This is a genomic window from Niallia sp. FSL W8-0951 (assembly GCF_038006525.1).
In the GTDB taxonomy this organism is placed as follows: Bacteria; Bacillota; Bacilli; order Bacillales; family Cytobacillaceae; genus Niallia; species Niallia circulans.
The window spans coordinates 84,074-96,179 of sequence record NZ_JBBOVK010000004.1; the positions used below are offsets into that span (position 1 = coordinate 84,074).

At 34.5% G+C, this 12,106-nt stretch carries 12 protein-coding genes, 1 pseudogene and 1 riboswitch; of the genes and pseudogenes, 9 read left to right on the top strand and 4 right to left on the bottom strand.

Going from position 1 to position 12,106, the window contains the following annotated elements; translation table 11 throughout:
- The first annotated feature begins 101 nt into the window (after window positions 1-101).
- Window positions 102-1,640 carry a bifunctional GNAT family N-acetyltransferase/carbon-nitrogen hydrolase family protein gene (locus tag NSS71_RS24865; RefSeq protein ID WP_095258745.1) on the top strand — a complete coding sequence of 513 codons (1,539 nt, stop codon included), beginning with the start codon at window positions 102-104 and terminating at the stop codon, window positions 1,638-1,640.
- A gap of 78 nt (window positions 1,641-1,718) precedes the next feature.
- Here NSS71_RS24865 and NSS71_RS24870 read toward each other — a convergent pair whose 3' ends face one another.
- On the bottom strand, window positions 1,719-1,964 hold the full coding sequence (locus NSS71_RS24870; RefSeq protein WP_061797721.1) for a YhdB family protein: 246 nt from the start codon (window positions 1,962-1,964) through the stop codon (window positions 1,719-1,721).
- A gap of 205 nt (window positions 1,965-2,169) precedes the next feature.
- Between NSS71_RS24870 and NSS71_RS24875 the strand changes: the two genes are divergently transcribed.
- From NSS71_RS24875 to NSS71_RS24910, 8 genes and pseudogenes are all read left to right on the top strand, one after another.
- Entirely contained in the window at window positions 2,170-3,174 is a 1,005-nt protein-coding gene (locus tag NSS71_RS24875) for a M14 family zinc carboxypeptidase (RefSeq protein ID WP_341152137.1), read from the top strand.
- Window positions 3,175-3,198: 24 nt separating this feature from the next.
- Complete coding sequence (locus tag NSS71_RS24880; protein WP_047942740.1) at window positions 3,199-3,531, top strand: DUF3889 domain-containing protein; 333 nt, start codon at window positions 3,199-3,201, stop codon at window positions 3,529-3,531.
- A gap of 165 nt (window positions 3,532-3,696) precedes the next feature.
- Window positions 3,697-3,798: riboswitch (purine riboswitch) on the top strand.
- 148 nt (window positions 3,799-3,946) lie between these two features.
- Window positions 3,947-5,242 carry an NCS2 family permease gene (locus tag NSS71_RS24885; RefSeq protein ID WP_341152138.1) on the top strand — a complete coding sequence of 432 codons (1,296 nt, stop codon included), beginning with the start codon at window positions 3,947-3,949 and terminating at the stop codon, window positions 5,240-5,242.
- Between the two features lie 245 nt (window positions 5,243-5,487).
- A complete protein-coding gene (locus tag NSS71_RS24890) occupies window positions 5,488-6,285 on the top strand; it encodes an aminoglycoside adenylyltransferase domain-containing protein (protein ID WP_336045393.1) in 798 nt (265 codons plus the stop codon).
- Between the two features lie 211 nt (window positions 6,286-6,496).
- Window positions 6,497-6,673 (top strand): annotated as a pseudogene (locus tag NSS71_RS24895) (cysteine hydrolase); the annotation flags it as partial.
- 174 nt (window positions 6,674-6,847) lie between these two features.
- Window positions 6,848-7,402, top strand: coding sequence for a TetR/AcrR family transcriptional regulator (locus tag NSS71_RS24900; protein WP_095258749.1), 555 nt, complete (start codon window positions 6,848-6,850; stop codon window positions 7,400-7,402).
- Between the two features lies 1 nt (window position 7,403).
- Window positions 7,404-7,760 carry a DMT family transporter gene (locus NSS71_RS24905; RefSeq protein WP_095258769.1) on the top strand — a complete coding sequence of 119 codons (357 nt, stop codon included), beginning with the start codon at window positions 7,404-7,406 and terminating at the stop codon, window positions 7,758-7,760.
- Between the two features lie 144 nt (window positions 7,761-7,904).
- Window positions 7,905-8,318, top strand: coding sequence for a YvaD family protein (locus tag NSS71_RS24910; RefSeq protein ID WP_061797694.1), 414 nt, complete (start codon window positions 7,905-7,907; stop codon window positions 8,316-8,318).
- A gap of 142 nt (window positions 8,319-8,460) precedes the next feature.
- Here NSS71_RS24910 and NSS71_RS24915 read toward each other — a convergent pair whose 3' ends face one another.
- The 3 genes from NSS71_RS24915 to NSS71_RS24925 form a co-directional block, all read right to left on the bottom strand.
- Window positions 8,461-9,330, bottom strand: coding sequence for a carbohydrate ABC transporter permease (locus tag NSS71_RS24915; RefSeq protein WP_095258751.1), 870 nt, complete (start codon window positions 9,328-9,330; stop codon window positions 8,461-8,463).
- A complete protein-coding gene (locus NSS71_RS24920) occupies window positions 9,327-10,226 on the bottom strand; it encodes a carbohydrate ABC transporter permease (RefSeq protein ID WP_186440713.1) in 900 nt (299 codons plus the stop codon). Before NSS71_RS24920 ends, NSS71_RS24915 begins: the two co-directional genes overlap by 4 nt.
- Window positions 10,227-10,395: 169 nt before the next feature.
- Window positions 10,396-11,688: an ABC transporter substrate-binding protein gene (locus NSS71_RS24925; RefSeq protein ID WP_061797686.1), complete on the bottom strand. Its 1,293-nt coding sequence runs from the start codon at window positions 11,686-11,688 to the stop codon at window positions 10,396-10,398.
- Between the last annotated feature and the right edge of the window lie 418 nt (window positions 11,689-12,106).

Sequence of the window (12,106 nt, forward strand, 5' to 3'; positions counted from 1 at the left end):
GGAGAGAGATTATATCTAAAAAAAATGGGGAAATGTAGAAATAGTAAATAAAATGTAAGAGTATGGGTTAAGAAGATCATACATAAAGGGAGTAAAATAATATGCCAAAATTGGATTTATCGAAATTTGAAAAAAAACTCATTATCCGAAACACAGAATACCAGGATATTGATAAAATCATGAAGCTTCAAGCGGAGTGCTTTCCAGGCATGGATCCTTGGACAAAGGATCAATTAAGAAGCCATATTGAGATTTTCCAAGAGGGACAATTTGTTGCAGAATATGATGGGGAAATTATTGGATCATGCTCTAGCTTAATTATAAATTTTGACGAATATGATGCCCGCCATACGTGGGATGAAGTGACAGACGGCGGATATATCACAAATCATAACCCCCATGGCTATAATCTTTATGGAATTGAAGTCATGGTAGATCCAGAATACCGAAGAATGAAAATAGGACATCGTCTTTATGAAGCAAGAAAAGAGTTAGTGCGTCAGTTAAATTTACAAAGTATAATCATTGGCGGCAGAATTCCAAATTATTATAAATATGAAGATCAAATGACAGCAAGAGAATATGTTCAAGAAGTTTTGCATCATAAAATATATGATCCAGTACTGTCCTTTCAATTACTAAATGGTTTCACGTTAATGCGGATTAACCCTAATTACTTACCAGATGATGCACAGTCGAAAAGCTATGCAACGATTATGGAATGGAACAATGTGGAATACATGCCAAAATCCAAACGTTTTTTCAAAAGCAGCTATCCTGTGCGAATTTGCGTTGTTCAATATAAGATGAGACAAATAAAGAGCTTTGAGGATTTTGCCAATCAAGTAGAGTATTATACAGATGTAGCTTCCAATGCGGAATCGGATTTTGTTGTGTTCCCTGAATTGCTTACATCGCAATTAATGTCGTTTTTGGATGAACGTGTTCCAAGTACGGCTATTAGAAAGGTTACAGAATACACAGAGCAGTATATTGAGCTTTTTACTAATTTAGCGATTCGATATAATATTAATATTATCGGTGGTTCTCATTTTGTAAAAGAAGATGATGAAGAAATTTATAATATTGCTTATCTTTTTAGACGTGATGGTACGATTGAAAAACAATATAAATTACATATAACGCCGAATGAGCGGAAATGGTGGGGAATAAGACGAGGAGATGCCATTAGGGTTTTTGATACAGATTGTGGGAAAATTGCGATTCAAATTTGCTATGATATTGAATTTCCAGAACTAGCCCGGATTGCAACAGATATGGGGGCAAAAATTATTTTTACCCCGTTTTGTACAGAAGATCGTCAAGGCTATTTACGTGTACGCTATTGTGCACAAGCTCGAGCTGTAGAAAACCAGGTTTACACGGTGATTGCTGGGACTGTCGGGAATTTACCGCAAACAGAAAATATGGATATTCAATATGCCCAATCGGCTATCTTTGCGCCATCTGATTTTGAATTTGCCCGAGATGGGATTGTTGGGGAAACAAACCCTAATATAGAAATGGTTATGATCGGGGATGTAGATTTAGAAATACTAAGAAGACAGCGACAAAGAGGAACAGTCCGCCAATTAAAAGATAGACGCTTTGATGTATACCGAATTGAATATAAAAAGTAATCAATCATAGATGTAATATGAATGAAAAGGTAAAAACCACGACAGAAGAGTCGTGGTTTTTTGGTGGGATTCTATCTATTACATGGTAGTTGTGTGAATCCATTCTTCTTCGGCTAAATCGTTGGCGTGATCGATGTAGCGTAATAAGGAATATAAATGTTTTTCTATGACAGAATAATCATGTTCAAAGTTGTAGGCATGCAGAAATTGTTCAATTTTTTTTGAGAGAAAGTTATCATGGGTTCTTACCATCAATATGAGAAGATTATCCCACTCTGATCGATGAGTATAGTATAGGGCTCGATCATAATCTGTTTTGTTCATCTTAATGCCTCCTTTTGTGGGAAGGAGATGATTATATTATATGGATAAAGGTAAGAATGTTACCCACTAAAAGTTGGCTATATTGATTTCAAAGGATTTTCTATTTTTACCTGTATAAATTCTTATGGCTTCATTGAAGATAAATTCAACGCAATATGAATAAGGACTTCTGCATATCCACAATATAAAGAAAAAAGGGGTTATTATGAAAAGGCGACTTATTATTATTTTAACTGCAATTTCAGTCTTTCTTTGTGTAAATACAAAGGAGTCCTACGCGAAATCAGTTGTAGATGCGAGTGAAGTGTATACATATGAAAACTTTCAAGACGATGTCTGGATTTTAAAAAGTAAATATAAGAAACAGCTCCAAGTCCATGCGATTGGGAAATCAGAATTTGGCCGGAAAATTTATGCGATCCAAATAGGGACAGGAAAGAAAAGTATCCTTTTGTCAGGTGCACATCATGGAAGGGAATGGATTACTTCTTTATTAACCATGAAAATGGCAGAGGATATTGCAAGGACAATAAAGAATGGAGACAATTTTCTTGGTTCCTATTCGATTTGGATTGTACCGATGATCAATCCAGATGGAGTCACCATTCAACAGGGGAAAATCAACAAATTTCCGTTTTTCTCGAAAAGAAAAATAAAGAAGATGAATGGCGGCCTAAATGATTTTACGCGTTGGAAAAGTAATGGGCTAGGAGTGGATCTAAATCGACAATATCCTGCTGGATGGGAGTATATAAAGGATTCCAAAAAAGAACCTTTTTATAAAAATTATAAAGGGAAAGCTCCATTTGAAGCACAAGAGGTACAAGCCATAGTCAAGTTAACAGAAAAAATAAAACCAACCATTGCAGTTGCCTACCATTCTTCTGGTCAGGAGATTTTTTGGCAATATAATAATGGGGCGAATGAGAACAGAGATCGGATGATTGCAGAAGTTCTCGCAAAGGAAACTGGGTACAAGATTGGGATTCCTCCGAAAGATGCCGTAGGGGGCGGATTTACAGATTGGTTTATTACGACCTATCATTTACCCGCATATACAATTGAAATATGTCCATTGGTAGATGAGCGCCACCCTTCCTTGACAAACTTTTCTAAAGAATGGGCCAGAAATAAAACCATTCCCAGAACGCTGATTGAGGAAGCAAAAAAAATAGATGCGATACATAAAAAAATGCTGGGAGATTCATAATAAGAAAAAACATTGGAGGTAAATATGAAGACTAAATCTTTATCCGTTCTTATTGTTAGTATATCAGTATTAGTTATGGCATTTATGTTTCCATCGCATCATTTAGCTGTCCAGGAGTTAGATTATAAGAAATTTGGGTCTGTTGCAATTGCTGTAGTAAAGGCAGATTATCCAGAAGAGTCTGTAACTGATTATAAATATTTAGGGCGTAAAAAAATATCTCCGCAAGAAGAACAAGATTCCTTTCAATTTCTCGTAAAAGAGGGTGGAAAGGAAAAAACAGTTATTGTTACGGTGAATCATAATACAAAAAATGATAAATTCATCTCATTAGTAGTAGAAGAAGCAAAGCCATAAAAAAGACCGAAATGGTCTTTTTTTATGGCTTTTTCCGAATTATTTTCCTTTAATTCTTTTTACATTCAATCTTCTCAGTACTTTGATTTGTTACTAGACAATCCTATTCCAATTTATACTATTGACATAATAATTTAAACTTGTTATTATTCTCCTATTGTTTTTTTAAAAGAATAGATAGAACCTTGTATAAATTCAAGAATATGGCTTGAAAGTTTCTACCAGCTACCAATAAATAGCTTGTCTACAAGGAATGGAAATTTTATAACATTTTTATTCCGTTTTGTAGAAAAGCTTTGACCAAATAAGGGTCAAAGTTTTTTTTATTAAGGGGAAAATAAAATGAATTAGTGGTAAAACTAATCTTAGAATCACTCCCTATCGATCTATAATTTAGCAAATAGGAGACGACAACATGAGAGACTTTTTTAAATTTGCAGAACGGAACACTTCTTATGCGCAGGAAACACTTGCAGGAATAACCACTTTCCTGTCTATAGCGTATATATTAGTTGTAAATCCAATTATCTTAAGCCAATCTGGGATGGATAGCGGGGCTGTATTCACAGCAACAGCGCTCACTGCAATCATCGGAACATTACTTATAGGTTTACTTGCTAACTTTCCAATCGCAATTGCACCTAGTATGGGCCTGAATTCGTTCTTCACTTTTTCTGTATGTATAGGAATGGGAATAGAATGGCAGGTCGCTTTAACTGGTGTTTTTGTTGCAGGAATCATTTTTATGTTATTAAGTTTAATGAAAATCCGCGAGAAGATCATTAATATCATTCCAGCGAGTTTAAAACATGCAATCGCTGCTGGAATTGGATTTTTCATTACGTTTATTGGGTTGAAAAATGGTGGAATTATTATTGGTAATCCAGATACATTTGTCTCGATTGGTGATTTAACGTCCCCTATGACTCTGCTGGCAATTATAGGTCTTGTTATTACAATTGTTATGTTAGTACGCGGCATTAACGGCGGGATTTTTTATGGAATGGTCATTACTACGATTGTGGGAATGATTTTTGGATTAATAGAAGTTCCCTCTTCGCTTGTTGGAGATATACCAAGCCTTAAACCAACATTTGGTGTTGTGTTTTCTCATTTAGATAAGATTTTTACGCCAGAAATACTAACAGTTATCTTTACCTTTTTAATTGTTGCCTTCTTTGATACTGCAGGTGCATTAATTGCCTTAACTAGCCAAGCAGGAATGATGAAGGATAATAAGATTCCTAATATCGGTAAAGGGTTGCTTGCTGATTCTGCTGCAGGTGCTATTGGAGCTATTTTAGGTACATCGACACCAGCTACGAGTGTGGAATCTTCTGCAGGTATTGCTGTCGGAGGAAGAACAGGTTTTACGTCTGTCGTCATTGCAGCTTGCTTTGTAATTGCATTGTTCTTTTCCCCACTTGTTGCCGTGATTTCAGTAGAAGTTACAGCTGCTGCATTAATTGTGGTAGGGGCATTAATGGCAATGGAAATTAGGAGAATAGACTGGACGAAGTTAGAAATTGTCATTCCATCCTTTTTAACAATTATTATGATGCCTCTTACTTCTAGTGTGGCAATCGGGATTGGATTAGGATTTATTTTTTATCCAATATGTTTAGTAGCACAAAAGCGTTATAAAGAAGTTCATCCAATTATGTATGTACTTTGCTTGTTATTCATTTTATACTTTGCTTTTATCGTGTGAAGCTTTTAGTAGTTAAGGATGATAAAATATCATACAGTATATGCATTGAAAGAAAAAGGATAGAAGAGTGGAAGGCATTCGCTCTATCTATCTTTTTTTTGTACGATGTTCTTATTTCCTCAGAGAACAGCAATATGGTAGTTGTGAATGTTTACATTGGCGATAGTTAGTATTAATATTAACTAAAATTACTATTTTTAACAAATAAGCATATTGGTAACGGAGTAAGAACAGGGGGGAGAAAGATGGGGGATGTTTGGAAAACATGTTCTTCTGAAGTGAAGGATTTTGTCTTTCATCTAAATAAAAGTATGAAGGAAATTATAAAAGACAATTACCTTGGTTTTTATATACATGGTTCTTTGGCTATGGGAGGATTTAATCCTAAAAGCAGCGATGTGGATGTTTTGGTTATTACGCATCAATCATTAGAAGTAGAAGATAAAAGAAAATTAGCGCGGTTCTTATTAGGTTATTCCAATTCTCCATATCCCATTGAAATAAGTTTTCTAAATACGGGTCAATTACGGCATTGGCAGCATCCATGTGTATTTGACTTTCATTATAGTGAGTTTTGGAGAGAACGCTTCGAAAGAGATTTGTTAAATGGTACCTATCAGTATATAAATGGTGATATTCATTCAGATGCCGATTTAGCAGCTCATTTAACGATTACTTATCAAAGAGGCATATGTGTAGAAGGTAAACCTATAAAGGAAGTATTTCCTTTAGTTCCAAGCGCAGATTATACATCTTCCATACTAGGTGACTATTACGATTGTTTGGAAAATATCGCAAAAGACCCCATTTATTGTTCGTTAAATTTAATAAGAGTATTTTGGTTTCTTAAAGAAGGAGTCGTTTCCTCCAAGCAAGAAGCTGGTAATTGGGGGCTTAAAACATTCTCAAAGGATGTAAGGATCACCATTAGTAAAGTCGTCGATTCTTATGAAAATGGAAATGTTACTAATACTTTTGAGAAAGACGAACTTGTCTCATTAAGAGATTATATTGCCGATAAGGTTCAAAAACTATTAAACTAACGAATGTTTATATGGGAGATTGCTTGAAAAGAAACCATTTTGATTAACGACTCTTCAAAATGGTTTCTTTTTACTTATTGTAAAAATAGGGGGGATGCTAAAAGAATTTGTTTAGTTCTGTTTGGACAATTATTAATACAAGGAAAGCAGAGTGATAAAACGGAATTATATGAAGACGGTTTCTCTCGATATGGTTTGTCAAGCTACTTTTGACGTAACGTTAGTAGGTGATGGACACTCTACTTTGGGCAATGACGTAATAAATGAAGAACAAATCATCAAGCACCATAATACAACTCTTCATGGACATTACAATGTGGAACACTTTTCAGTTGTCAGAAATTCAATGGAGGACCTGTTTCATCCACTTCATGATTCATTTAGATGAAAATCTTGTCAGTTATCTCTATTATAATGCAGCTTCTCTCATTCCGGAAATAAGTTCGAGTATCTGTCATTATTACATTTTATAACAAAAACTATTGTGCAAATTTAGATATTATATTATACTGGTACCGATAAAACCGAATGAGTTTCATTCGTATTGGTAGGAGGTCCGTTTTTGCATAATAGAATTATTGATGAAACAATTAGATTGATTCAAGTAAAAGGATTTAGTTTTACAGTGAGTGAGTTAGCTGCTAATTTAGGAACAAGCAAACGAACAATTTATCAATACTTTTCTTCAAAAGATCAGATTGTTGATGAGATTATCGAAAAACTTATTCATAGTATAAAGCAAAATGAACAAGAGATAGTTATGGATGAGAATACAAATGTGTTAGATAAGATTAAACTTATCCTTTGTAGTACTCCTGAAGAGTTCGGGATTATGGATATTCGCTTATTGTCCGACTTAAAAAAGCATCATTTTCAGCAATGGGAGAAATTGGATATTTTCCTAAGAGAAGAATGGTCAACTGTTCTTACTTTGATGAAGCAAGGGATAGAACAAGGAAACCTTCGAGATATTAATCTAGATATCTTTATTGAATTGTATCTAGGTGCTATTAATCAAATTTATGCTTCGCAAAGCTCATTAACAATTAAAGAAAAATTAGAAGCAGTTATGGATATATTGTTGAATGGCATTTCGAAATATAAGGATGGTGATTAATATTTCTTGGCTATATTTATGTTTGGCAATAGTATTTGAGGTTGCTGGTACAACAAGTATGAAATTATCTGAAGGCTTTACAAAGTTATTACCAAGTATTTTATTAATATTCTTCTATCTAAACAGTTTAGTATTTTTAACTTTGGCATTAAAGACGATCGAAATCTCTGTGGCTTATGCAATCTGGTCAGGTATAGGAATCCTAATTATTTCAATTATTGGAGTATATTATTTTAATGAGAGTTTAAGTCTTGTGAAAATTATTGCGATTTGTCTTATTATTATCGGCGTTGTAACTCTTAACTTTACTGTCGATCATAGTGAAGCATCTGATCACAAATCTCAGATGAGCGAGTAGTCATACTAGTTATTTAAATTTTATGCTATTTTACTTCTATTACCTGTAGGGATGAATACTCTTTTAATTCTTTATTGTATCTATGACTACATTTGTTCTTATTTCAGCAGTAAAGAAATATTAAAATAAGAAAGGATTTTGTTAATGAAATATTTAAAGCCTTTTTTTCTCATCACAGATATAGGCTTTATCATTTATTGGATTATTACATATTTCAGTCTTATTCCTATAGACTGGGCCTTTAAGGATTATGATAATCCCATTATTATTGCTTGGAACTGGTCGTTTTTGCCTTTAGATATTTTCATCTCAGCAACAGGTCTCTATAGCTTATACTTATATAAGAAAACAAGCGCAAAATGGAAGCCGTATGCCTTAATTTCATTAGTGCTGACCTTTTGTTCGGGTTTGCAGGCTATTGCATTTTGGGGATTTAGTTTAGAGTTTGATTTAAGCTGGTGGGCAGTAAATTTGTATTTAATGATTTACCCACTGTTTTTTATTCCCTTTTTTATTAAAAGTGACAAATCAACTTCTAAAGAGTTGGCTGTAAAGTAGATCTGTAATTATTACCGGCAACAAGATTTGTTTAATCACATTGATTTTAAAAAAATTTCTTCAAAAGAATAAATTATATATGGAGAGTGAAGAAATCCATAAAAAAGTACCACCCGTTCACCGGATGGTACTTTTATCAATATTAACCTTTTCTGCTCGAAGAAATATTGGAGCCTTCGATAAAATAGCGTTGAAAGAAGAAAAATAATAATAACACGGGCAATAAAACCATTACGGACATGGACATTAAATAATGCCATTGTGTCTGTACTGTTCCTTTGAAAGTTGTCAGGCCGATTTGTAAGGTGTATAAATTCTCGTCATTTATGTATAGCAATGGTCCTAATAAATCGTTCCAGGCTCCATTGAAGGAAAAAATAGCTACTGTTATTAAGGCTGGTCTAGTTAATGGTAAAATAATTTTCCACCAAATTTGCAAGTGACTGGCTCCATCCAGCATTGCTGCTTCAATTAGCTCATCAGGGATAGAGGCAGTAAACTGTCGTAATAGAAAAATGAAAAACGCGCTCCCTAAAAAGGCTGGTACTATTAATGGTAAATAAGTGTTCAGCCAACCTAATTTAGAAAATAAAATATACTGCGGTACTAATGTGACAAAACCAGGGATCAGCATTGTTGAAATAACTAGAACAAACAAGATATTCTTTCCTTTAAAAGGGATTTTTGCAAAACCATATGCGATTAATGAATTTACTAATACATTTCCAATCATGACGAAAACAGCAATAAATAAAGTATTCATTGTCCATCTTGTAAAGGCAGCTGTTTTCCATGCTTCTATGTAATTAGAAAAATGAAATTCTTTCGGTATCAAGGATGGAGGATATTGAGCTATTTCGGCTGGAGATTTTAGTGATGTCGATATCATCCAAAATAAAGGTGATAAAATAATGATACTTCCAGTTAATAATAAGAAAAGAACGAATAGCTTTCTAAGCTTTATGGACGAAGATTTTTGTTTGGATAATTTAGAAGTGCTTATAGATTTCATTTATCATTTCCTCCTTCATAATGAACCCAGCGTTTACTGATTTTTAGCTGAAATATAGTAAGAATCATGATAATAACGAATAATATCCATGCCATTCCAGAGGCATATCCCATATCAAATGTTTTAAAGGCATTATTCCACATATGTAAATTATAGAATAAGAGTGAATTTGCTGGTCCGCCATTTCCTGATTCCGACATTACGTATGCTTCCTGGAAAATTTGAAAAGAACCGATTGTGCTTGTTACTAAATCAAAAAAAATTACCGGAGAAACCATGGGCAAGGTGATATGAAAAAACTTTTGAAATATATTAGCACCATCTATTTCGGCAGCTTCATACAAATTTTTCGATACCCCCTGTAAACTAGCTAAATACAGAAGCATGCCTCCACCTACGCTCCATATCTTCATGAGTATTAATGCAGGCTTTGTCCATTTAGGATCAAACAGCCAAGCAGGTCCCTCTATTCCAACCCAGCTTAACATGGTATTGACCATTCCAGTGGAGGGGCTTAGCAATTGCATCCATAAAAAATAAACCGCTACACCTGAAAGTACTGCAGGTAAATAAAAAATGGTGCGAAAAATTTTCATTCCCTTAACCTTCTGATTAAGCAAAACTGCGAGCAGCAAGGCTCCTGCTGTGGTTATCGGCACAGAAAAAAGTACATAATATAAAGTATTCCATAATGATGTCCAAAACATGTCGTCTACTGTAAACATCTGTTTATAGTTTGCTAGGCCAATAAAATTCATTTTCGATGTTATATTGTAGTCAGTAAAACTTGCATAGAAAGAAAAGAGCATAGGACCCAGCATTAGTCCGATGAATCCGATAATCCACGGGCTGATAAAGAGATAGCCAATCACATTATTTTTTCTTGCTCTTGTCATTTTTGCCGTTTTTATAGGTCGTTTCTTTTTCGGTGATTCTAAATTTTTGGAGATGCCTATTTCTGTTTTTCCCGTCATAAAGTTTTCTTCTCCTTTATTGATGATTTTTCTTCATTGTCCCTTTTCAAATATAGAGAAGAGAAGGAATTACTATCCCTTCTCTTACGTATTATTGCTTCAGCTTTTTGACTTGCTCCTCGGCCTGTTTAAGCCCTTTTTCTGGGGTAGTTTTTTCCAGCATTACATTATCGATAATCGGGTTGATTGTATTTTGATAATCAGGATATTCAACAGGTGTTGGGTATATATTCGTTACTTCCAGATTTTTGACCATTGCATTATATATTTCCTTTTCCATCCCTGTTAAATGAGTGGCTGCTGTTTCTGCACCCTTAATATTTGCCACATTGTCAAAATTCTTTTCAGCCCAATACGTTTGTGCTTCTGAACCTGTTAAATATTTTATAAATTCCATCGCTTCCTTAGGATGCTTGGAGCCTTTTGGAATTTCAGCAACAAATCCTCCACCTTCGGCCCAATGCCCTTCTCCTTCTTCAAATGAGGGGATAGCTGCTACTCCCACCTCTAAGTCCTTACCATAGTCACGAATTTGGGTATAGAATGTACCAACATCCATCCACATAGCAACTTTACCCGCTATAAAGGGATTTGATTGTTCACTCCCAAACTCCGCTTGGAATGCTTGAACTGTTTTATCCCCTAGACGATTTTTCCATTGTAGCAGCCATTCTAAAGCGGCTATTTTTCTTGGAGTATGGATTGCTAGCTCTCCATTATTCATATAGCCTGTACCATTGTCTGCATTAGTCATCCACGAGGAGGGTCCTGTACTTCCCCACAATGGGTAAAAGCCAATTCTTTCATATGTATTTCCTTGTTTTTTATCTAATTTTTCTGCATATTCTTCTAGTTCTGTCCATGTGGAAGGTGGTTGATTAGGATCAAGACCTGCTTCTTCAAAAGCTTTTTTATTATAGAATAAGAGTCTAGTATCTGTATTAAAGGGCACTCCATAAACCTTATCTTTATGTACAACTGCGTTCCATAAATGTGGATAGAACTGCTTTTGGAAATTATCATCCACATATTCCGTGATTTCCTCTACTTGTTGATTCTCTGCTCTTTGGGCAACTGTATTAATATCATTTATGATGACATCAGCTGGACTACCGGCAGCAACGGAAGCTAAATTTTTCGTCCAGATGTCTCCCCATGGCAAGTAAGTATGTTTTACTAGAATTTTATCTTGTGATTCATTGAAATCCTTTACGATTTTCTCGATAATGGGTCTTCGTGTTTCCGATCCCCAGAAACTCCAAAAATTAACTACAGTCTTTCCGTCCTGTGTTTTCCCACTTGCACTGGAATCCTTGCTGGAACAACCAGAAAGAATTCCGATTATCATCATCATTACTATAAAAAAAGAAATACTTTTTTTCATAATTTTTCCTCCAGTAAGTAAGTTAGTTACCGCAATTTATAAAATACCCTTATCATTATCTATTAAACATATAACCGTCTATTTTAGATCCCCCTGCATTTTATATATTCACTATACTAAGGGAGCTGCTATTGAAAATGTGCGGGAGTTCATAGAAATAAGGTGTTCCAGCTTTCATTAGGGGAGGAAAACCTTTTCACAGTCTAGAATCTTAGAGGAATACTTAATGGAAATTCTTTTAAGTTTGCGTATATTGAAAGGAAATATTGTAATAAAAGGGAGCGTTTAATAGGGTAGTAGATTTAAAGAGTAATGCTCAAATGGAGCCTATTGTTGGAATGTTTTCCTCCATGGTAGAAAGTAATTTTCAAAGACTTAAATCGATTGTGGCGGGTATGAAGCAGGAGGAGTTAGAATA

Bases quoted from the DNA above. Each gene is read 5' to 3' on its own strand.
- NSS71_RS24865 (WP_095258745.1), top strand. From the start codon at position 102: ATGCCAAAATTGGATTTATCGAAATTTGAAAAAAAACTCATTATCCGA.
- NSS71_RS24870 (WP_061797721.1), bottom strand. From the start codon at position 1,964: ATGAACAAAACAGATTATGATCGAGCCCTATACTATACTCATCGATCA.
- NSS71_RS24875 (WP_341152137.1), top strand. From the start codon at position 2,170: ATGAAAAGGCGACTTATTATTATTTTAACTGCAATTTCAGTCTTTCTT.
- NSS71_RS24880 (WP_047942740.1), top strand. From the start codon at position 3,199: ATGAAGACTAAATCTTTATCCGTTCTTATTGTTAGTATATCAGTATTA.
- NSS71_RS24885 (WP_341152138.1), top strand. From the start codon at position 3,947: ATGAGAGACTTTTTTAAATTTGCAGAACGGAACACTTCTTATGCGCAG.
- NSS71_RS24890 (WP_336045393.1), top strand. From the start codon at position 5,488: ATGGGGGATGTTTGGAAAACATGTTCTTCTGAAGTGAAGGATTTTGTC.
- NSS71_RS24910 (WP_061797694.1), top strand. From the start codon at position 7,905: ATGAAATATTTAAAGCCTTTTTTTCTCATCACAGATATAGGCTTTATC.
- NSS71_RS24915 (WP_095258751.1), bottom strand. From the start codon at position 9,330: ATGAAATCTATAAGCACTTCTAAATTATCCAAACAAAAATCTTCGTCC.
- NSS71_RS24920 (WP_186440713.1), bottom strand. From the start codon at position 10,226: ATGACAAGAGCAAGAAAAAATAATGTGATTGGCTATCTCTTTATCAGC.
- NSS71_RS24925 (WP_061797686.1), bottom strand. From the start codon at position 11,688: ATGAAAAAAAGTATTTCTTTTTTTATAGTAATGATGATGATAATCGGA.